At 42.3% G+C, this 20,985-nt stretch carries 18 protein-coding genes and 1 riboswitch; of the genes, 9 read left to right on the top strand and 9 right to left on the bottom strand.

Annotated features, from left to right (window positions below; translation table 11 throughout):
* Nucleotides 1-32: 32 nt before the first annotated feature.
* A complete protein-coding gene (locus ACFPA1_RS10905) occupies nucleotides 33-239 on the bottom strand; it encodes a YozQ family protein (protein ID WP_213144380.1) in 207 nt (68 codons plus the stop codon).
* A gap of 139 nt (nucleotides 240-378) precedes the next feature.
* Between ACFPA1_RS10905 and ACFPA1_RS10900 the strand changes: the two genes are divergently transcribed.
* The 8 genes from ACFPA1_RS10900 (at nucleotide 379) to ACFPA1_RS10865 (ending at nucleotide 6,412) form a co-directional block, all read left to right on the top strand.
* The gene (locus tag ACFPA1_RS10900; protein ID WP_213144381.1) at nucleotides 379-516 is read left to right on the top strand and encodes a hypothetical protein; all 138 of its coding nucleotides are present in this window, start codon (nucleotides 379-381) and stop codon (nucleotides 514-516) included.
* A 34-nt stretch (nucleotides 517-550) separates the two neighbouring features.
* Nucleotides 551-1,441: a cation diffusion facilitator family transporter gene (locus ACFPA1_RS10895; protein ID WP_213144382.1), complete on the top strand. Its 891-nt coding sequence runs from the start codon at nucleotides 551-553 to the stop codon at nucleotides 1,439-1,441.
* Between the two features lie 276 nt (nucleotides 1,442-1,717).
* Complete coding sequence (locus ACFPA1_RS10890) at nucleotides 1,718-2,656, top strand: magnesium transporter CorA family protein (protein WP_213144383.1); 939 nt, start codon at nucleotides 1,718-1,720, stop codon at nucleotides 2,654-2,656.
* 212 nt (nucleotides 2,657-2,868) lie between these two features.
* Nucleotides 2,869-4,125, top strand: coding sequence for a S8 family peptidase (locus ACFPA1_RS10885; RefSeq protein WP_378582764.1), 1,257 nt, complete (start codon nucleotides 2,869-2,871; stop codon nucleotides 4,123-4,125).
* A gap of 188 nt (nucleotides 4,126-4,313) precedes the next feature.
* Nucleotides 4,314-5,534: a tetratricopeptide repeat protein gene (locus tag ACFPA1_RS10880; protein ID WP_378582761.1), complete on the top strand. Its 1,221-nt coding sequence runs from the start codon at nucleotides 4,314-4,316 to the stop codon at nucleotides 5,532-5,534.
* 16 nt (nucleotides 5,535-5,550) lie between these two features.
* Nucleotides 5,551-5,703, top strand: a complete 153-nt coding sequence (locus ACFPA1_RS10875) for a hypothetical protein (protein WP_378582759.1) — start codon at nucleotides 5,551-5,553, stop codon at nucleotides 5,701-5,703.
* A gap of 76 nt (nucleotides 5,704-5,779) precedes the next feature.
* Nucleotides 5,780-5,953: a hypothetical protein gene (locus ACFPA1_RS10870; RefSeq protein ID WP_378582756.1), complete on the top strand. Its 174-nt coding sequence runs from the start codon at nucleotides 5,780-5,782 to the stop codon at nucleotides 5,951-5,953.
* 60 nt (nucleotides 5,954-6,013) lie between these two features.
* A complete protein-coding gene (locus ACFPA1_RS10865) occupies nucleotides 6,014-6,412 on the top strand; it encodes a cytosolic protein (protein ID WP_378582753.1) in 399 nt (132 codons plus the stop codon).
* A 249-nt stretch (nucleotides 6,413-6,661) separates the two neighbouring features.
* Here the strand turns inward: ACFPA1_RS10865 and ACFPA1_RS10860 are convergent, their stop codons facing one another.
* From ACFPA1_RS10860 to ACFPA1_RS10825, 8 genes are all read right to left on the bottom strand, one after another.
* Nucleotides 6,662-8,188, bottom strand: a complete 1,527-nt coding sequence (locus tag ACFPA1_RS10860; RefSeq protein WP_378582751.1) for an MDR family MFS transporter — start codon at nucleotides 8,186-8,188, stop codon at nucleotides 6,662-6,664.
* 163 nt (nucleotides 8,189-8,351) lie between these two features.
* The gene (locus tag ACFPA1_RS10855; protein WP_378582748.1) at nucleotides 8,352-8,915 is read right to left on the bottom strand and encodes an FAD-dependent oxidoreductase; all 564 of its coding nucleotides are present in this window, start codon (nucleotides 8,913-8,915) and stop codon (nucleotides 8,352-8,354) included.
* 169 nt (nucleotides 8,916-9,084) lie between these two features.
* Nucleotides 9,085-10,287 carry an MFS transporter gene (locus ACFPA1_RS10850; protein ID WP_378582745.1) on the bottom strand — a complete coding sequence of 401 codons (1,203 nt, stop codon included), beginning with the start codon at nucleotides 10,285-10,287 and terminating at the stop codon, nucleotides 9,085-9,087.
* Between the two features lie 14 nt (nucleotides 10,288-10,301).
* A complete protein-coding gene (locus ACFPA1_RS10845) occupies nucleotides 10,302-10,706 on the bottom strand; it encodes a MarR family winged helix-turn-helix transcriptional regulator (protein ID WP_213144394.1) in 405 nt (134 codons plus the stop codon).
* Nucleotides 10,707-10,848: 142 nt separating this feature from the next.
* Nucleotides 10,849-14,298, bottom strand: a complete 3,450-nt coding sequence (gene metH / locus ACFPA1_RS10840) for a methionine synthase (protein WP_378582742.1) — start codon at nucleotides 14,296-14,298, stop codon at nucleotides 10,849-10,851.
* Nucleotides 14,279-16,138: a bifunctional homocysteine S-methyltransferase/methylenetetrahydrofolate reductase gene (locus ACFPA1_RS10835; RefSeq protein ID WP_378582740.1), complete on the bottom strand. Its 1,860-nt coding sequence runs from the start codon at nucleotides 16,136-16,138 to the stop codon at nucleotides 14,279-14,281. Before ACFPA1_RS10835 ends, metH begins: the two co-directional genes overlap by 20 nt.
* Before the next feature lie 2 nt (nucleotides 16,139-16,140).
* Nucleotides 16,141-17,328: a cystathionine beta-lyase gene (gene metC, locus ACFPA1_RS10830; protein WP_378582738.1), complete on the bottom strand. Its 1,188-nt coding sequence runs from the start codon at nucleotides 17,326-17,328 to the stop codon at nucleotides 16,141-16,143.
* Nucleotides 17,328-18,440, bottom strand: a complete 1,113-nt coding sequence (locus tag ACFPA1_RS10825) for a methionine biosynthesis PLP-dependent protein (RefSeq protein WP_378582736.1) — start codon at nucleotides 18,438-18,440, stop codon at nucleotides 17,328-17,330. Before ACFPA1_RS10825 ends, metC begins: the two co-directional genes overlap by 1 nt.
* An 82-nt stretch (nucleotides 18,441-18,522) precedes the next feature.
* A riboswitch (SAM riboswitch) is annotated at nucleotides 18,523-18,637 on the bottom strand.
* Between the two features lie 515 nt (nucleotides 18,638-19,152).
* On the opposite strand from ACFPA1_RS10825, the gene ACFPA1_RS10820 reads away from it, so the two are divergent.
* Nucleotides 19,153-20,979, top strand: a complete 1,827-nt coding sequence (locus ACFPA1_RS10820) for a polysaccharide biosynthesis protein (protein WP_378582734.1) — start codon at nucleotides 19,153-19,155, stop codon at nucleotides 20,977-20,979.
* Nucleotides 20,980-20,985: the final 6 nt, after the last annotated feature.

Here is a 20,985-nt window from a genome sequence, read left to right as displayed (position 1 = left end):
AGCTTTCAAACGAGAGCTGTTTTCTCTGATTTTTACTCTGATTTATTGTTATTCAGTGGAATGTCTGCACCGTCTTCATTTTCGATGACGGCACCGATTTCACCCTCGGCATAGACATCGCTTACCTGCTCATGCGTCGTGGCAAAACCGGTGGAAAGTGGATCGCTATTTTGATAATAACTGGCATGAAAGAAACTGCCCGCTACTTCAGTTCCTTTTTTGGGGTCTTTTTTCACCATGTATCTCTCTCCTTTTTGTTATAATTGTCTAGCTGCAGTGCCTGGTTAAGGCGTATTCGCTTTTCGTGTTACATCTGTATTGTTTCTTTTTATTTTAGTCTTACTCCTATAAAATAAATCCATGGAAGGGGCACTATATATGAAGAAGAGAAATGAATTTCCATCGCAGGAACAATTGGATCAGGCATTTCACTTTTTGCATGATGAAATTAACAGAATCTCGATAATCGAAGAAATTGAAATGATTAAAAAAGAAAAAGACGGGCATGAAGAGTAAAGGGAGCAGCTTGGGCTAGTTTTAGGGGGTTGTTATGGGAACAAGAGAAGCTTTGGCAAAAAAAATTGCCTGGATAAGTGTCATAAGTAATATTATCCTTACTTTAGGAAAAATGATAATAGGCTGGTATGGCCATAGTGATGCCGTATTTGCCGATGGAATCCATTCGGCTGCCGATGTTTTTGCATCCGTTATTGTTCTGCTTGTTATCAAAATTGCCAATAAACCTGCCGATAAGGAGCACCCATATGGACATGGGAAAGCAGAGGTCATTGTTTCAGGTATTGTGGGTATTTTATTGTTCCTTGTGTCCATTTATCTTGTATTCGAAGGGATTACAGGTTTCTTCAAGGAAGTCGAATCACCGAGCCTTTTGGCGATGTGGGTGGCGGTATTTTCTTACGTTGCAAAAGTGGTTTTATATAGAAGTTCTATGAACGTGGCCAAACAGAATAACTCAAAAGCAATTGAAGCAATCGCTTTTGATCACAAAGCCGATATTGTTGCTTCGCTTGCGGCTGCCATTGGTGTTCTGATGTCCATCATCGGTGAACGCTTTTCGATTCATCTTCTGCAGTACGGTGATAAGGTAGCAAGTATTTTTGTTGCCTATCTCATTTTTAAAATTGCCAAAGAAATGTTAACTGAAGCATTCGATATTTTACTGGAGCGGAATATTAACAATGAAACCATTCAAGAATATATTGCTATTATCAATGAATTTTCCGATGTGAGGCGGATCGACCGCATTAGGGCTAGAGAACTCGGTCATTACATTTTAGTTGACTTACGGATTTCCATCGACCATTTTAAGACCATTAAGGAAGGGCATGATCTTGCCAGATCTATCAAGGTAAAGCTGATGGAACAGCATGACAATATCGAAGAAGTGCTTATTCATTTAAACCCTTATTTTCCGGATTAAAAATAATTTACCAAAAAAAACTGATTTGTACTTTCGGAAATTTGGGTTTATGATAGGATTGGTATAGGGTGCTGCATCTTGCGGTACCCTTAAAAAAAATAAAATAACACTACAGTAAAGGAGTTGATATTTTTGAGTTATTCCATAGACCCTGACCCTGAAAGGAGCGGGGAAGTCAATGTGTTTTTTGAATTGATGAAATTGGCTGCTACAAGAATATCAACTCTAAAAAAAGGCGGTTGGCTTCCTCAAAAATGAGAGTGAGGAGGTTTTGGCATGTTGGAAATTTTTAAAAGCACTGAGACAAGAATGTTAGAAAAGGTGGATGCCATTTCAAAGGGCTGCTGGGTAAATATGTACGCCCCGACAGCAGAAGAAATAGCCAAAGTTTCAAATGACGCACAGGTCGACATCGACATTATCAAAGACGCGCTGGACGATGAAGAGCGCCCAAGGATTGAGCGTGACGATGGCAGAATCTATATTATCGTCGACTTTCCTTATATCGTTCATGACGATACAGGCCTTGCTGTTTACGAGACAATCCCAATCGGCATTATCTTGACTGATGAAAATATTATTACCGTTTCTTTGAAGGACTCGCCAATTATTGATGAATTCCGGAAAAACAGGGTAAAGGAATTTTACACCTTCAAAAAAACACGTTTTGCCCTGCAGATATTATTTGTCATTTCATCTTATTATCTTCGATATCTAAAACAAATCAATAAGAAAACCAATGAGATTGAGCGGGTTGTCCATCAATCCTTGAAAAATAAAGAGCTTTACGCATTTCTTGCGTTGGAAAAAAGCTTGGTTTACTTCACTACTTCTCTAAAGTCAAACAAGGTCGTTATGGATAAAATTTTGCGCTTTAATTACTTGAAAATGTATGAGGAAGATAAGGATTTATTAGAAGATGTGATTATTGAAAAAACACAGGCGATCGAGATGGCGGAAACCTATCATTCTATTTTAACGGGAATGATGAATGCATTTGCCTCGATTATCTCAAATAACCTGAACATCGTTATGAAATTCCTAACTTCCATCACTATTATTCTTGCACTGCCGACGATGGTGGCGAGTTTTTACGGAATGAACGTAGAGCTTCCATTTGAGAAAAACACCTATGCATTTGCCATCCCATTGATTCTCTCGGCTTGTTTAGCCTGTTTAACGGCCTATATCTTTTGGAAGAAGAAATATTTTTAAAAGTCAAAACCGTCCCTTGGAAGAGGGGCGGTTTTTTATGCTGCAAGAGCTCACGATTAGTAAGACTATAATTTTTTGCAGTTAATTTTTAAAAAATAAATAATTTTCCCAACATTAGATAGCTTGACTACCAGTCATCGGTTGTGATTTTTCCGAATAGTTTTTTGTATCAGCGCTAAACGCTGTACATACTTTTCGGAGGGAGTTTCTGGATGAAAAAGAGAAGATTATTGGGGACGGTTCTACTCAGTGCAGTCATGGGAATTTCGACGTTTGCTTCAGGTGCCTTTGGACAAACAAGCAGTCATGAGTCTTACCGAGTATTCATTCAAGGCCCGGTAGTGGAAAAAGCCAAAGCTAAAGCCAACTATGGTGTCCGCTGGGATTTTGGAGCGGAGGGCTTTACGACTACTGTCAATTCCCAGCAATACCAAGCACTTTTGAAAAATAAAAACCTGACAATTGAAAATCTCCCGGAAATGCAGCTCACAGATAAACCGGAGCCTAAGGCAAAACCGGGGGGCGGGACTGCTACGGGACCAAGTGACAGGACGCCATGGGGAATAGAGGCAATTTATAATGATGCCAGTATTTCAGCGACATCCGGCGGAAGTGGAATAAAGGTTGCGGTGCTGGATACAGGGGTTATTAATCATGACGATTTGAAGGCGAATATTGAACAGTGCAAGGATTTTTCACAAATGAAGACCAATTTAGTAGATAACAGCTGCAACGATGGCAACGGCCATGGTACCCACGTTTCCGGTACTATCCTTGCTAACGGGGGCAGCACTGGAACCGGAATTTATGGGGTTGCTCCGGGTGCAAAGCTTTGGGCCTATAAGGTGTTAAGTGACCGCGGATCAGGATATTCGGATGATATAGCTAATGCCATTCGAATGGCTGCCGATGAAGGAGTTCGTACTGGTTCCAAGGTCATCATCTCAATGTCGCTAGGCTCAAGCACAAAGAGTACCCTCATCGAAGATGCCGTTAATTATGCATATGGCAAAGGTGTGCTTGTTGTCGCCGCCGCTGGAAATGATGGACCTGGTACAAATACCATCGGCTACCCTGGCGCTCTTGTAAACGCTGTAGCTGTGGCTGCATTGGAAAATGTTCAGGAAAATGGCACCTATCGTGTCGCAGATTTCTCATCACGTGGAAATCCGGCAACGGCAGGTGATTATATCATCCAGGAACGTGATGTTGAAGTTTCCGCTCCGGGAAGAGCGATTGAGTCGACGTGGAATGATGGAGGCTATAACACGATTAGCGGAACATCCATGGCAACCCCTCATGTTTCCGGGCTTGCAGCGAAGCTATGGGCGGCAAATACATCCTGGTCCCATACCCAGCTCCGCACCGAACTACAAAACCGGGCAAAATTAGTTGATATTAAAGGAGGCTCTGGAGCAGCAACAGGCGACGACATCGCATCAGGTTTCGGTTTCCCTAGAGTAAAATAATAATAATAGGTGGCGGGGGCACAGGCCCCCGCCGTTTTGACACATGATTCCTTCTTGGCTAAATAACCACTAGGTAGCGAAAAGAGCCTCTCCTTTACTATTTTACAAATAGTCTGAAAAAAATATATTTAAGAAAAGAAAGTATTGTTGTAAAATAGTGTAAAAAAGAGAGGCAAGCTGGTGACATAATGGAATTTGGAGCACTGATCAAATACTATCGTACCCAGAGAGGAATCACCCAGGCAGAGCTTGCTAAAGGGATATGCTCGGTTCCCCATTTAAGTAAAATTGAGAACAACTCTAAAGAAGCAAACGAAGAGACCATCGCCCTTCTGCTTGAACGGCTGCAAATAAGCATGGAAGAGATGGAGGAAAATGAGGAAAAAATAAAAGTACTCATACGAGAATTTAGCAACAGGATTAACTTTTATTTAAAAGAAGAAATTGAAGAGACTTATCAGAAATTAAAATTGATAGAACATTTAATTCCGTTTTCAAAGTATATCTATATTTGGGAGTTATTTAAATATAGGTATCTATTATTTAAGGGGAAAATGGACGAAGCAGAGCAACAAAAGGATTTATTGTATAAGCAAAAGAAAAATTTTTCCCAACATGAAGAGTATTTATTTCGATATTATAATGCGGTATTTTTAATGTGGAAGGGTCAGTATAAAAATGCCGATGACATTTTTGATACCCTTCATACTGAAAATAACTATCAGGCAACAGATGGAGAATTCCTTTACCATCGGGCTCTGGTTAAGAGTTCCTTAGAGCAGTCAGGTCATGCCATTCATTTTGGTAAGCTGGCGCTGCAAATGTTTATGAATCAGCACAACTTTATCCGGATTCTTCATACCCTCATGCTGTTAGGAATAAATTATACAAACTCTAATATTTATGAAGAAGCGGAAGAATGTTTCCAACATATTATCAGGAATGCCGAATTACTGAAGGAAAAACAGCTGCTTCCACAGATTTACCACAATATGGGGCATTTACAGTTTAAAATGAAGCACTTTGATCAGGCATTGTTTTACTACGAAAAAAGTCTCGAGCTTCAACCCAATATTAATCAGCATTACCTGGTTACCCTGTATTCCATAGGGGAAATAAATTATCTTTTAGGATCACAAGAAAAATCTACGGAGTGCTTTCAGGAAGTAAATTCTTTGGCGAAGGATCTCGGGGCAAAAAGATACAGGCTCTTAAGCGAGTACTATCTCCTGCTGATGGCTTCACCAGTAAAAGGATATAAATTTTTAGAATCAAAGGTAATACCATATTTGGAAGAAGTTAATGAATCTATTGAGGACCTTACCCATTATTACAAAATGCTTGCAGATTACTACAATGGAAAAGGTATGGTTTTGGAAGCTTTCAATTATTTAAATAAAATAACATAAAAAAGGAGGCAAATTTATGAAGAAGGTAGTTATCGGAGTAATTCTATCCGTTTCAGTGCTTGGATTGTTCACTTTTGCAGGCAACGGGAAGGTACAAAAGACTAGTAGTGATGTAGCAATTTCAACTTACATGTCTTCGCCACCGCCAATTCAACCGCCAATCGGTTGATTTTAAAAAATCCCTGATTATTCAGGGATTTTTTTTGTGCATACTAAGTAGTAAATTTTTTGAAGAGGTGTTTCTTATGACCGATAGTAACAAAGAGCCGCAGTTTCAAAGCGGGAAGGCAGAAGACAAGTCCGATAAAGGGCTTTACGGATTAGATCCGGAAATGAGCTTATTATCTGTGAATTTTGCCACGACGGAAAATCCCTTCCTGAATGAACACTATCAGGAAGACTCGAAAGAAAACCAATAAAAATGGTTATGCTATTCATAATGTGTTTAAATTTTTGGCAGTGATTTGGGAGGTATTTTAATGAAATCTTTTGTGGTAAGTTTTCATCAAGAAGATAATGTTGATACGATGCAGGTTCAGAAATTAAATCAAGAGGAATTTGAAAAAGCGACAGAAGGCGGTACAAGACATCTATTTGAACTGGACACAAACATAGGCCTTTTCATTTTTTTCGATGGAGCAGACAAAGACGGGGACATCTCCTACATGGTGCTCCAGTATGAAGAAGACAACGAAGATCCGGTTGCCTGCTATTCCTTCCAGCTTAAGGATTTTTACGAATTTATGGCCCTCTACCTGAATGATTTTGAATTTAATGAAGAACAAGACGAACAGGACGAAGAAGAATACGGCCCGGTTCATCATTTAGCGCATTTACTATTTCATATTGCGGGTGAGGGCAGGGATTTGGAGGTTTAAACAGTAAAAGGACGCCAATTTTAGGCGTCCTTTTACTGTTTTTGGTCTAAAAACTGGTTACTGCAGTCTTTAAAAAGGGTAATTTCATGAATTTTGGCACCCAAGAAGGGAAAATTACATCTTTTAAAATTTCTATCGGCGAATTTTGCACTTCTATCGGCGAATTCAGGGGTTCAATCGGCGAATTCGAGACTTCAATCGGCGAATCAAAAAAGCACCAGACCCCCAAACAGGATCCAGTGCTCTATTTTACCCCCGCGAACCTTCTTTATTTACCTCAACCCGAGCTTTCCCCATAAAGAATATTGTCACCGCCGCCAAAGCAATAGGAATCAACGTAAGCGTAAAGGTATAGGTAATTGATTCCGCCAGCGCATGAATGATCTTATCTAAAATAACACCAGGAATTTTCGCACGTTCACTTGCTTCAAAGATTTCTCGAGGATCACCCATTTTAAACCCACCGCCGCCCTGTCCGCCAGCGCCTTGCATTCCCTTAAATGCCTCTTTCAAACGATCTGTAAAGACATTATTTTGAATCGTACCGTAAATCGTTACCCCCAGCGTCATTCCAAACGAGCGCAGAAATGAGTTCGTGGAGTTCGCTGTACCTCGATATTGCGGCTCTAGGTTATGAAGCGAGGCGGTGGGCAGAAGGGAGAAGGAGAATCCGACGCCAAAGCCGACAAGAATCATAAAAATGGTCAACATCAAGCGGGACGTATCCTCGGTCATGGTACCTAAGCAATACATGCCAACAACATATGAGATTATCGATATCACCATCAAATTCCGATAAGACGTTTTTGTTAAAAAAATACCTCCGATAGAGCTCCCGGCAACAGATCCGAGCATCATCGGGGTTAAAATCAAGCCTGCATTTTTAGCTGTTCCGCCGTAAACCGCCTGCACAAAAATCGGAATAAACACTGTCAAAATAATAAACGTGCCGCCATATAAAAAGGCGAGAATCTGCGATGCAGCAAACAACCGTCTTTTAAAAAGCCATAACGGTAAAATCGGTTCTGCAGCCTTGAATTCCGCTATAAAAAATGCAACGAAAAAGACCACAAAACTAACAAACAGGCTGATAATCAGAGCAGAATTCCAATCATATTCTTTTCCGCCCAGCTCCAACGCGAACATAAGGCTGACAACCGAAATGACCAGGGTAACCGCGCCAAGCCAATCAATTTTTAGCTTTGAATGCTGTAAGGATTCATGATAATAACGAACAATTAAAATAATCGAAACCAGTCCAAGTGGGATATTAACATAGAAAATCCAATGCCAGCTGATATAATCTGTAATATAAGCACCCAAAAGTGGGCCAAGTACGCTTGACAGGCCGAAAACAGCGCCAAGCAGGCCGGTCATCTTTCCACGTTTCTCTGGGGGAAAAATATCAAAGACAATCGTAAAAGCGATCGGCATTAAGGCGCCGCCGCCAATGCCCTGAATGGCTCGGAAAATACTTAATTGAACAATGGTTTGCGATAATCCGCAGAGGGCCGAACCAATCAAAAACACCGTTAACCCAAACAGGAAAAAGCGTTTCCGCCCATACATATCGGATAGTTTCCCGAAAATCGGCATGCCAGCCATGACGGCTACCATGTAGGCAGATGTGACCCAAACAAATTTATCGAGCCCGCCAAGGTCAGAAACAATCGTCCCCATAGCCGTGGCCACAATTGTGTTGTCCATGGCAGACATCAAAATGGCCAGAAGCAGACCGGCTGTCACCAGGTTAATATTGCTGTCATGTTTGATCATAAAAGTCTCCTTATTCAATTTTCATCTAATGGGCCATAGGCCAAGAAACCTCCTACGCATCAATTTTAACTGACAGCCGACAGAAAATAAATTTGAATTTTTAATAAAAAAAATCCCCTTACAAAAGGGGATACTCGTATCACTGGGTAAACTCCAGTTATAATTAAGCTTTTAAAACATCATGGTCAACGTAGCGCTCACCATTGATTTCGCTGATCACATTAATGGCAACCTTTGCGCCGTCACCGGCAGTAATAATTGTATGTACGCTGACACCAGCAGCAGTACCGGCAGCCCAGATACCGTCAATGTTTGTTTTTCCTTCGGCATTTACATCAAAAACTGTTTTGATTCTTGGTTCTGTACCTGGCTTTGTATTTAATCCAGCCTTTTCAGCAAGGTCAGTCAAAGCGCCAGTTGCAATAATGACATGTTTTGCTTCGAACGTTTTTTGATCTGTCTCTACTGAAAATCCAGCATCAGTTTTTGTAATGTTTGTAACGGTCGCTTGAACAATTTCCGCACCGAATTTGCGAGCCTGTTCTTTTCCGGTTTCCACAAGTTCAGGGCCTGTAATTTCTTTTACACCATAATGGTTTTCAATCCAAGCGCGTTTAGTCATGCTCTTATCATTATCAATAACCAATGTTTGTTTCCCAGCTTTTGCAGTAAATAAAGCAGCACTAGCGCCAGCAGCGCCTGCACCAACGATGACAACATCAAACATATCAAAACCTCCAATTTTTTATTTTTCAATATTAATGTAGCCAATTACAAACTAAAAGTAAAATGAACTGCTTATTTCAAACCTTTTGTAAAACGAAATAAAAATAAAAAGAACCATCATTTCCGTCTAAGGTTTAATGGTTCTTAGGTTCATTTCCTGTATAAGCATTTTATGATATTTCCTGTGCTCTAGATTGCGCCTTTGCAGTCGTTTTCCTTTTTGTATAAAGAACATAAAATAAACCAACGCCGATTAAAATATAAAATGCGCAAATGAAATACATCGAGCTATATTCCATTTTGGCGGCAATTATGCCCACTAAAAATGACCCAAATGCAATACCTGTGTCGTAAATGGATAAAAATGTTGCTGTCGCCAAGCCTCTTTTTCGAGGTTCTGCATTTTGAATCGCAATCGTTTGGAAGGTTGGAAAAAGTGTTCCCCAGCCTAACCCGATTAGACCTGCTGAGAGGAGGAACGTAAACGCTCCATTACTTTGGCTCAAGACGACCATTCCAATTGCAAATAGAATGAGACATGGATATGAAATCACATTTGGACCATATAAATCCAGCCATTTTCCCGTAAATGGTCTTGAAATTAGCAGTACCACCGCATAAACGACAAAGAACAAGCTCGAAACATGCTCCAAATGAATTTGGGCTGCATAGATGGATACAAAAGAAAGCAGCGCTGAATAAACAATTGCCAGGAAACCGCCGACGATGGCAATCGGAACAGCGGAAGACTCAAACAGATTACGTACTGAGAATGCTGCAGCCGCCTTCTGTTCGTCTTGTTCCTGTTTCGGAAGCTTAACGCTTAGTCCGGTAATCAACGCGCCAATTGCCACTGCAATGCTTATGATAAACATGATTTTAGCGCCCCATTGCTGCATCGTCATCAACCCGACAAATGGTCCTAATACCATGGCCATATTGGTTGATAAGACGAAATAACCCATTCCTTCCCCTCTTCGTGAAAAAGGAATGATGTCAGCAACGATCGCTCCCGCCGCTGTTGTTGCCATACCAAAACCGATACCATGCAGCAGGCGAATCACTAAAAATCCAGCTGTTGTTTTAGGGAATAGGTAAAAGGGAGCCGCTGCGGCAAAAAGAATCAGCGCGGTTAACAGCACCTTTTTGTTTCCAGCACGTTCAAGCCAGTTACCTGCAAGCGGCCGCGAAATAATAGCAGAAAGCAAAAAGACGGTTGTCATTAATCCTGCCTGTGAAGCACTTGTGTGAAGCTCATTCAACGCATAGCTTGGAAGTGTCACTAGCAAAATATAAAAGGCCAAAAATAAGAAAAAGTTACTTGCCGAAATACCAATAAAATTTTTTGTCCATAATTTTGGTTTGTTAGACATTAGATGCACTCCTTTTAATAAAGCTGTTCAAGCCAGCTTTTTTGCAGCTGATAAAGCTCCTCCTTATGTGATTTTGGGAGCAACGATTTATTCAATTCGATGACGATTTTCTCCCACTCCGGATATTTGGCATGCGCCTCATCCGTTAATTGAACTCGTTTTTCACGTTTATCCTGACCGGGAATCTGTTTAACGTAGCCTTGTTTAACCATGCGCTGGATTGTTCGGGTCATGGGAGGGGCTTCAACAGCTAAATATTCACTGAGCTCTTTTTGAGTTAATGAGCCTTTGTTTTTTAAAACAAAAATAACGGCCCATTGCGAACCGTATAATCCCGTTGGTTTCAATGCTTCATTCAGTTTGTTCGTAAGACGTCTTGATAATTGATGAAGGGTATGGATTAATTCGTGATTGATCATAAATACGCTCCAAATTAATAATTAGTTACCTAGGTAACTATAATGGATATATTATTAAATGTCAAGAAATGTTCACAATATGTCGACCTTCCTAAACAAAAAAAACTCCGCGGAACATTATTCCGCGGAATCTTGCATAAGACTATCTTGACACATTAAAATACCTAGCCTCTGGATGGGCGAAAACAATGGCAGAAACAGATGCTTCAGGCTCCATCATACAGCCATCTGTTAACTGGACACCGATATCCTCCGGCTGGATTAGCTTAAAGAGCTTCTTCTGATCTTCCAGCTCAGGGCAGGCAGGGTAACCAAATGAGAACCGCTGACCTTGATAATGGGCCGCAAAACGGTCCTGCATGGTAAAGGTTAGAGGATCCGGGAAGCCCCAGCGGTCACGCATCTGCCGGTGAATCAATTCTGCCAGACCTTCGGCACTTTCAAGAGCGAGGGACTGCAGGGCATGGCTTTCAAGGAAGCGGCCGGATGCTTTAAACTGATCAGCGTGCTCGCGAATGCCCCTTCCGGCAGTTACCGTAAAGAAGCCGACATAATCCATCACGCCGCTATCGACTGGCTTTAGGAAATCTGCCAAACATAAATATGGTGCAGATTCCTGACGAGGAAAATCAAACGTCTCAATAACCTGTTCAGGATTTTCTGGATCATAAATATGAACCTTATTTCCCTCTGATTGTGCCGGGAAAAATTGATAGACGGCCGCAGGTGTAATCCAGCTATTTGCGCTGGCATCCGCGAGCAGATTATCAACCATGTCTTTTACTTTCCAAGCCTTCTCATCCTTCTCGGCCAGCAATTTTGAAATTTTCCCTTTAACTCCAAGATGGTGGCCCAACAGCATCTGCATATTGATATATGGTTCAATGTGCGACAAGGAATAGGATTTTAGGACATGCCGTTTTGTATCTTTTGGAATAAAAACTGGAACCTCAGTAGAGATAGCAGCCCTTTGCTTTACAGCCACTGAAGCGGCAGACCGGACTGGCAGCTCTCTTGGAACATCTAAGGAGGCCAGCTTTTCCTGTTTTTCGGCAAACAATTTTTCAAGCTCCTCTGGGGATTGAAGCTGGTTAGCGAGTGCTAAGCCATTCATCGCATCCTTTGCGTAAAGAACAAGTCCTTCGTATTCCTTGGCAATTTTCGTATCCGTAAATTTGCGGGAAAGTGCCGCACCGCCTACAAGAATAGGGAGGGAGATGCCTGCTTCCTTCATATCCTGTGCCGTTAACACCATTTGCTGGGCCGACTTTACCAAAAGACCGGAAAGTCCAACCATGTCCGGCTGTATCTCGCGAATGGATTTAATCAATTCAGCGGGTGCTACCTTAATCCCAAGATCAATGACTTCGTAGCCGTTATTGCTGAGAATAATATCGACCAGGTTTTTCCCAATATCATGGACATCGCCTTTTACCGTGGCCAAAATGACCTTTCCTTTTGAGGCAGACACATCGCCTTTTTCCATAAACGGTTCCAAGTGGGAAACGGAGGCTTTCATGACCTCTGCACTCTGGAGAACTTCGGCGACGATTAACTGGTTATCATTAAACAGCCGTCCAACTTCCTTCATCCCGTCCATTAACGGGCCGTTGATAATATCAAGCGGAGCAGGGTACTTCGCAAGCGCCTCATCTAAATCCGGAAGGAGCCCTTCCTTTGTACCTTCGACAATATAGTAGCCGAGCCGTTCCTCAAGACTCATATCGAGTGTAGTGCCTTTTGCTTCCTTCTTTTTATCCCGATAAAAATCAGTGAAAACAGCCAATGTTTCATCGGTAGTATCGAATAATAGAGCTTCCGCCAGTGCCACTTCCTCTTTGGAGATGGAAGCAAAGCGTTCCAGCTTTTCTGTATTGACAATCGCATAATCCAGTCCCGCCTGGGTGCAATGGTAGAGGAATACAGAATTCAAAATTTCCCTGCCGACAGGGGGCAGCCCAAAGGATACGTTACTAATGCCAAGTATCGTTTGTACACCGGGAAGCTGTTCCTTGATTAACCGGATGCCATCAACCGTGGCTTTAGCGGAACCAATATATTGCTCATCCCCTGTACCTACAGGAAACACTAATGGGTCAAAAATTAAGTCTTGTGGCTTCAATTTATATTTGTTGACTAAGATATCATGAGAACGGCGGGCAATTTCCAATTTACGTTCTGCAGTAACCCCCATGCCGGTTTCATCAATAGTCCCGACAACAACGGCAGCCCCGTAGCGGTGAATTAACGGAACTACCGCTTGGAAACGCTCTTCGCCGTCCTCAAGGTTAATGGAGTTAATAATCGCTTTTCCCTGCGAGTACTTCAACGCCTTTTCAATAACCTTTTCATCTGTTGAGTCGATGACAAGCGGCACCTTTACCTTTTTGACGACTTCTGTGATGAATTTTTCCATATCGATAAGCTCTTCACGGTCCGGGTCAGCAAGACAGATATCGATGACGTGAGCTCCGCCTTTTACTTGGGCCCGGGCGACTTCTGCCGCTTCTTCAAATTTACCTTCAGCTATCAAACGTTTAAATTTACGTGACCCAATAACATTGGTACGTTCTCCAACCATGATCGGCCTTAAAGTTGGATCATCGTAAATGAACGGTTCAATTCCTGAAACCATATGATGGGAGGATGGCTGGAATTCCCTTGGCTTGTAATCCTTCATTGCATCGGCAATGGCGCGAATGTGATCAGGGGTCGTACCGCAGCAGCCGCCGACAATATTGAGCCAGCCATGAGCGGCAAAGTCACCCAGCTTTTTCGCCAGTGTTTCCGGTGTCTCATGATAGTGGCCCTCCTCGTCAGGCAGGCCAGCATTCGGATAGCAGCTGACTGCCGTTCCAGACAGATTGGCGAGCGAGCGCACATGGTCCTGCATAAACTCCGGTCCTGTTGCGCAGTTCAACCCAACAGCCACTGGATTCATATGTTCGATGGAAATATAAAAGGAATCAATCGTTTGCCCCGCCAAAGTCGTTCCCATTGGCTCGATTGTTCCGGAAATAAACAGCGGCAATGTTTTGCCGGTTTTTTCAAACGCTTTTTCGATGCCGACATAGCCAGCCTTAACATTCAGCATATCTTGAGAAGTTTCTAGAAGGAGCAGGTCAACTCCGCCGTCAATCAAGCCAATTGCCTGTTCCTCATAGGAGGCAGCCAGCTCATCAAAGGTTGTTCCGCCGGTAACGCTTAATGTCTTTGTCGTAGGTCCCATGGAGCCGGCCACATAGCGAGGCCAATCCTCGGTGGAAGCTGCCTGAGCTTCCTTCACAGCAATCATCGCAGCAATTTTATTGATTTCATAAGCTTTATATCCAAGCTGATACTCATCTAAGACAATGCTGGTGGCACCGAATGTGTTAGTCTCGATGATATCAGCTCCGGCCTCTAAATATTCGCGGTGAATGCGCGCAATAACTGCTGGAGCAGTTAAATTGAGATTTTCATTACAGCCCTCGTACTGTTCACCGCCAAAATCATCAGCAGAAAGATCTGCTTGCTGCAGCATCGTTCCCATTGCCCCGTCCATGACAAGGATGCGTCTTTTCAACTGCTCACTAAATGGTCGTTTCGACATAGCTGTTCCCCCTCAGTTCACACGCACGCTGTCGGGCATAAAGGGCCAGTTCAGCAGTAAGCTCATAGCGTAAAAATGGTGTGATTAAATAAATTCCATTAAATAAATCTAAGGCTGCATCGATTAGCCCCTTGGTAATTTCAACGCCTTCTTTTGCCGCTTGGAGCGGGTTATCATGAAGTGAGGCCATTCGTTCACGAATAGAGTCGGCAATTTTAATGCCAGGTACTTCATTATGAAGGAATTCAGCATTTTTACTGCTGGTAAGCGGCATTAAGCCGATGTAGATCGGTGCTTTTAAATGTTTCGTATGCTCATAAACTTCAAGCAGTTTTTCTTCGGAAAAAACCGGCTGGGAGATAAAATAGTCGGCCCCATGCGCAATTTTCTTCTCCAACCGTTTGACCGCTTTTTCCACCGAGCGGACATTCGGGTTAAAGGCTCCAGCAATGCTGAACGCCGTTTTCTGTCCCAAGTCCTTTCCGGAAAAAGATAAACCTTCATTTAATTGTTTAATCATTTGAATCAGTTCAAACGAAGAAACATCATAAACGGAAGAAGCCCCCGGAAAATCGCCGACACGAGCAGGGTCGCCAGTAATTGCCAGAACATCATGCATTCCTAACGTGTGTAAACCCATCAAATGTGATTGCAGACCGATAATGTTGCGGTCCCGACAGGATATATGGATAAGCGGACGCATTCCTAGTTCTTTTTTTACTAAATAGCCTAAAGATTCATTGGAAATCCTCACTTGCGCAAGAGAATTATCTGCTAGTGTAATCGCATCAATTCCGGCTTCCTTTAAAACCTTTGCCCCTTCAAAAAACTTCGTTGTATCAAGCTTTCTTGGCGGATCCAATTCAACGATAACTGATGGCCGTTCCTGCACAATATCTTGAAGTGGGGCGTAGTCCCGCTTGGCAGGAGGATCTTCAACTATGATTTTCTTTGGTTTTAATTCTACTACTTTATCTGTTATCGGAGCGCTGTTTTTTAATTCGGTGGCAAATGCCCTGATGTGTTCAGGTGTTGTGCCGCAGCATCCTCCTAAAAGTCGGACACCTTGCTTGCGGAATTCAGCCGCAGACCTGCGGAAGTAATCGGCATCACCATCATAATGAAACTTTCCATCCGTATAAGCAGGGAGACTGGCGTTTGGATAGGCTGAAAGAAAGGCTCGCTTAGGCAGTTCGATTTGTTCGAGCGCAACCAGCATATGATGCGGGCCAAGCCGGCAGTTTAGGCCGACAACGTCAGCGCCTAGCCCTTCAAGTCTCTGCAGAGCATCATTGACAGGAGTACGGTCCTGCAAAATTCCTGGTTCTGCAAGGGAAACTTGCGCAACAATTGGCAGATTGGTTTCCTTTCTGGCGATGGTCAGGACGGTTTCAAGCTCTTCCAGGTCGTAGAAGGTTTCGAGTAAAAGCCCGTCAACTCCCTCTAATAAAAGGCAATACAGCTGCTCGCGAAAGCTCCGTTTAATTTCTTCTATTGAAATGGATTTGGGCTTGATGCCACGGTTGCCGCCCAAGGTCCCAAGCACATAGGCACGGTTCTCGGCAGCTTTTTTGGCATTTAGTACAGCGGCGCTGTTGATGTCCTTGACTGAATCCTCTAGCCCGTATCGTCCAAGCTTTAAATAGTTGGCCGCATAGGTGTTCGTTTGAATAATATCGGCACCGGCATCAATATAGGCTTTGTGGATATTCTGAATTTGCTCAGAGCGGGAAAGATTCAATTCCTCAAAACAGGAATCTTTTCCATAGGAATAAAGCATTGTTCCCATAGCCCCGTCGGCTATCAAAATTTGATTTTGTAATTTTTCTAAAAAACTCATCGCTATTCTCCTTGAGAGAGCACATAATTATTCACCTGAAGCTTTTCCAAGGCTTGTGAAAAATCCTTGATTAAATCAGCAGGGTTTTCCAGTCCGACGGATAGGCGAAGCAGGCTATTTTTAATTCCCCTTTTTTCACGTTCCTCCTGAGGCATGGCGGCATGCGACATTTTGGCCGGATAAGACAAAATTGACTCTACTGCACCAAGGCTGACCGCAAAGACAGGGATTTTTACATTTGACACAAAGGTACGCATGGCATCCTCATCAGCAAGCTCAAAAGAAAGGACTGCACCTGCACCGCTTGCTTGCGCCTCCTGCAATTCCTTTTGCGGATGATTTTCAAGCGCTGGGTAATACACTTTTTCAATAGCTGAATGTGACTCTAGGAATCTCGCAATCTCTAAAGCAGCTCTTTGCGATTGTTCAAGCCGGACTTGAAGAGTTTTTAGACCTCTCATCACAAGCCAGGCATCCTGCACACCGAGCACTGCGCCAAACGAATTTTGTAAAAAATAAAGCTGTTTTGCTAATTCCTCGTCTTTTACTACCGCAAGTCCTGCAACCACATCGCTGTGGCCTGAAAGAAACTTAGTGGCACTGTGAAGGACAATATCAGCACCAAGCTCTAACGGCCGTTGCAGTGCAGGAGTTAGGAAGGTATTATCAACAAAAGTCAGGGCGCCAATGGACTTTGCCAACTGGCTGATGGCTTTGATATCGGTCACCTTCAACAACGGGTTGGATGGTGTTTCTACATAAAACGCCTTTGTATTTGGCTTAATTGCTTGCTTGACTTGATCAAAGTCAGTCATATCCACAAACGTATGCTCAATCCCGAAGCGTGTCAAAACTTGTGTTACCATGCGATAGGTCCCGCCGTATACATCTTCTGTAACAATCACATGATCTCCGGAGGAGAGAAGCAGGAAGGCTGTGGAAATAGCGGCCATTCCTGAAGAAAAGGCAAACCCGCGAACTCCGCCTTCAAGTTCCGCAATGATATCCTCCAAGGCTTCCCGAGTCGGGTTTAAACTGCGGGCGTAATCATATTTTCCGAAACTATCAATTTCAAATTGATGAAAGGTGGATGCATGCTGGATTGGAACACTGACCGCTCCTGTTTGTGCATCCATTTTATGACGATTATGAAGCAGCCTTGTTTCAAAACTAAATTCTTCGTGTCCCATTACACATTCACTCCTTCAACCAATTTTGCAAAAGCTTGCTCTAAGTCAAAAATGATATCTCCTGCGTCTTCAATTCCTACAGAAAAACGCAATAGACGGTTACAGACACCTTGTGCAATTCGGATTTCTTCCGGGATATCAGCGTGGGTCTGAGTCGCCGGATACGTGATAAAGCTTTCGGTTCCGCCAAGGCTTTCAGCAAACGAAATCAGTTTTATGTTTTGCAGGAACGGATTTACCCACGTTTCATCTTTAATACGGAAAGAAACCATTCCGCCTCTTCCTGGGTAAAGGACATCTGTCACCGCATCGCTATTAGAAAGAAACTTAACAACAGCCTTAGCGTTTTTCTCATGCCGTTCCATACGGAGCGACAATGTTTTCATCCCGCGCATTAACAACCAGGAATCGAAGGGGCTTAAAACGGCACCCGCACCGTTATGATGGAAGGCCAATGCTTCACAAAGTTCCTTACCCTTCGCAACAATAAGTCCAGCAAGAACATCATTGTGGCCTCCAAGGTATTTCGTTGCACTATGAATCACGATATCTGCACCAAGTGCAATCGGCTGCTGCAGAAGAGGGGTATAGAAGGTGTTGTCCACAATTAACAAAATGTCATGCGCTTTGGCAATTTTTGCAATGGCAGCAATATCGGCTTCCTGCATAAGCGGATTAGTTGGTGTCTCCAAGAAGATTGCTTTTGTATTTGGTGTAATGTTGTTTTCAACCTCTTCAGGACAACAGGTATTTACATATTGGCTTTTCAAGCCCCACTTTTGAAAGCCTTTTTCGAGCAAACGGTAGGTTCCACCATATAAATCCTCGCTAACCAGCCATTCATCACCAGACTGAAATAAGGAAAGAATCGTTAAAATGGCCCCCATTCCAGAACTGCAGGCAAAGCCTTGGTCTCCGCCTTCTAAATCGGCGATAGTTTTCTCAAGCAGCTGACGTGTTGGATTTCCGGTTCGAATATAATCAAATCCTGTGGATTGTCCAATCCCCTCGTGCCGGAATGCAGTTGAAAAATATACTGGGGGATTAACGGTTCCTGTTGTAGTTTCACTGCGGTTCCCAATTTGAGCAAGTTTCGTATCCATTTTATACATTGTTGTCTACACTCCTTTTTGATATTAAAAAAAGGCCTTCTATAAGAAGAAGACCTTTGCATGTACAATACATCTGTCACTCTTCTTATCTCGCAAATTAGTAACAATTTGCAGGACTTAGCACCGTTTCAATGTAAAAGACATTGAAGGTTGCTGAGGTGTCACCGGGCCCTTCCCTCAACCTCTCTTGATAAGAACATATTAATATTTTGACTATTTATAAAATTTACTACAGTTTTGGCGGTTCGTCAATTAGTTTTTTATCCAAGGAAAGCAGTAAAGTGTAAAACAATTCTATTATCAGCTTTAAAAGTACAATTGTCCATTTTTGGCTTGTCCTCATTATTGTAAATTACTATTTTATTTCGGATTTTACAAAACAGAACAGGAGGAAAAAAATATTAGGGATATTTACCTAGTAAGTTCTGAATGGTATTTTTTTCAAATAAAATAGTTCTTGTTAAGGTACAAGTGATTCGTAAAATAGAATTTTACTGGTGAGGTTTCCTAGCCATTATCAAAGGAGACACTCGATCATGCTGTGGGTTTAAATATACCTTAGACGCAAGTCGTCGAGAGCGTGGTGTGAGGGGGGGTTAGATGCCCTATACATAATTAAAGTTTTTGATTATTTAGGGCTTCACGAAGCCTGGATAATCAAAAGCTTTAATCTTGGCTGCTATAAAAGCTAATGTACAAAAGGGGAGAGATTATGACCTACAGACAGAGGTTGTCATTATTTTTTTTAATAGACTCATGTATTGTCATAGGTGCAATATTCTTAAGCAGATTTCTGGTTGATGCTACCACTCATTTATTTACCTTTTTGATTATTTTTACTTCATTTTCAATTTTACTTAGCCACCACATCTTTTCAGTCATGTTCAACCTTTATAAAAAGGCTTGGGAATATGCCAGCATAGGAGAGTTATTAATCATTTTTAAGGTTGTGACCTATTCAATCATTTTTGCTGCAGTCCTGCAGAAAATTTTCTTCCTTGAAATCAATGTCAGGCTTCTCGCTGTTACTTGGTTACTCCATATTATATTCATTGGCGGCTCCAGATTTTGCTGGAGAGTTTTTCGGGATTCTCATTATCAAAAGAACCAAAATAAAAATCGTACCCTCATCATTGGTGCGGGAGCTGCAGGGACAATGGTTGCCAGACAGTTATTGAAGAATCGGGGTATCAATCTTCTTCCTGTGGGCTTCATTGACGATGACATCCACAAACATAAGCTAGATATTCTTGGGATTCCTGTTGTTGGCGGGGTAGCCTCCATTGAACAAGCTGTTCAAAACTATAACATTAAAAATATTGTTATTGCTATTCCCTCACTTAGCAAGAAAGAGTTAAATGTGATTTTTCAGGAATGTGCCAAAACGCCCGCGAAAACTAAAATTCTTCCAATGATTGAAGATTTGGTGACTGGAAAGGTATCCGTAAATCAATTTCGGGACGTTCAGGTCGAGGACCTTCTGGGGAGAGATCCTGTAGAGTTGGATATTGCTTCTATATCAAAAAACATTACCGGCAAAACTGTGTTGGTTACAGGTGCAGGAGGTTCGATTGGTTCTGAAATTTGCCGGCAAATTGCCCGTTTTAACCCTCTTAAAATCGTCTTGCTTGGTCATGGTGAAAACAGTATTTATTCGATTGAAATGGAACTGAAAGAAAGCTTTGGCGAATCAGCAATTAAATTCATAACAGAAATTGCCGATATCCAAGATGCGGCAAAAGTGGAGGCTGTTATGATGCATCATCAGCCAGAGGTTATTTATCACGCTGCGGCACACAAACATGTACCGCTAATGGAACACAACCCTGAAGAAGCAGTGAAAAACAATGTGATTGGAACGATGAATGTGGCAAAGGCAGCCAGTTTGTATGGTGTGAAAACCTTCGTGATGATTTCCACCGATAAAGCCGTTAATCCAACTAGTGTTATGGGTTCAACGAAAAGACTGGCAGAAATGATCATTCAGTCAATGGATAAGAAGTGCGGAACGAAGTTCGTTGCTGTTCGCTTTGGCAATGTATTGGGAAGCAGGGGCAGTGTGATTCCGTTATTTAAACGGCAAATTGAACAGGGAGGCCCTGTTACCGTTACTGATCCTGATATGAAGCGTTATTTTATGACGATCCCTGAAGCCTCAAGGCTGGTCATCCAGGCCGGCGCACTTGCCAAGGGTGGAGAAATATTTGTTTTAGATATGGGAGAAGCAGTTAAAATTATCGACCTTGCCAAAAATTTAATCAAATTATCCGGATATTCCATTGAGGAAATTGGGATCGAAATAACGGGGATGAGGCCTGGTGAAAAGCTGTTTGAAGAACTTTTAAAAGAGGATGAAGTACAGGAAGGGCAAGTCTACCCGAAAATTTATATTGGTAAAACCTCAGAGCTTTTTATAGAAGAGATTGACGATTTAATCATAAATTTTGCTGACATGGACAAACAAGAGCTTTCAGAACTGCTGTTAAAGATTGCAAATAACCGATTGCCCGCCAAAAGAGCATTGTCTATTTCCGGTTAGTTTGCT

The sequence above is a fragment of the Neobacillus sp. GCM10023253 genome (assembly GCF_042653105.1).
GTDB classification, from domain to species: Bacteria; Bacillota; Bacilli; order Bacillales; family Cytobacillaceae; genus Neobacillus; species Neobacillus citreus.
Note: the sequence above shows the minus strand (reverse complement) of the source record. Positions and strands in the feature narration are given on the sequence as shown.